Below are 278 nucleotides of genomic sequence, written 5' to 3'. Positions count from 1 at the left end.
CGCTACCACGAGTAATCATGATTTTTATCACAGCATCTTGTGCTGTCTGCGCACAAAGTGTGACTAACTCATGCTGAAGTAACGCTAAATCAGTGAAGTCGATTTGTAAGCGACTGCACCCACGAAGTAATCGTTCAATATGGGCATCGAGGTATTCTAGTTTTCCATGTCGAAAAGGGATAGTTTCAAACAGACCGTCGCCGTATTGAAGGCCACGGTCTGCTACTGAAAGCGTTGTTGCCGGTTGACCATTTATCAGAATCACCGGTTCACTCAGC

Annotated in this window: 1 protein-coding gene; it reads right to left on the bottom strand. The window is 45.7% G+C overall.

Annotation, left to right across the window (positions count from 1 at the left end; translation table 11 throughout):
- Positions 1-278: aminotransferase class IV (locus B4K20_RS09685; protein ID WP_349678799.1), on the bottom strand; the 278-nt coding region annotated here is incomplete at both ends.

The sequence above is a fragment of the Methylophaga sp. UBA5088 genome, assembly GCF_002414625.1.
Classification (GTDB): domain Bacteria; phylum Pseudomonadota; class Gammaproteobacteria; order Nitrosococcales; family Methylophagaceae; genus Methylophaga; species Methylophaga marina.
The sequence above is the reverse complement of the archived record's forward strand: the minus strand, read 5'-3'. Positions and strand labels throughout refer to the sequence as shown.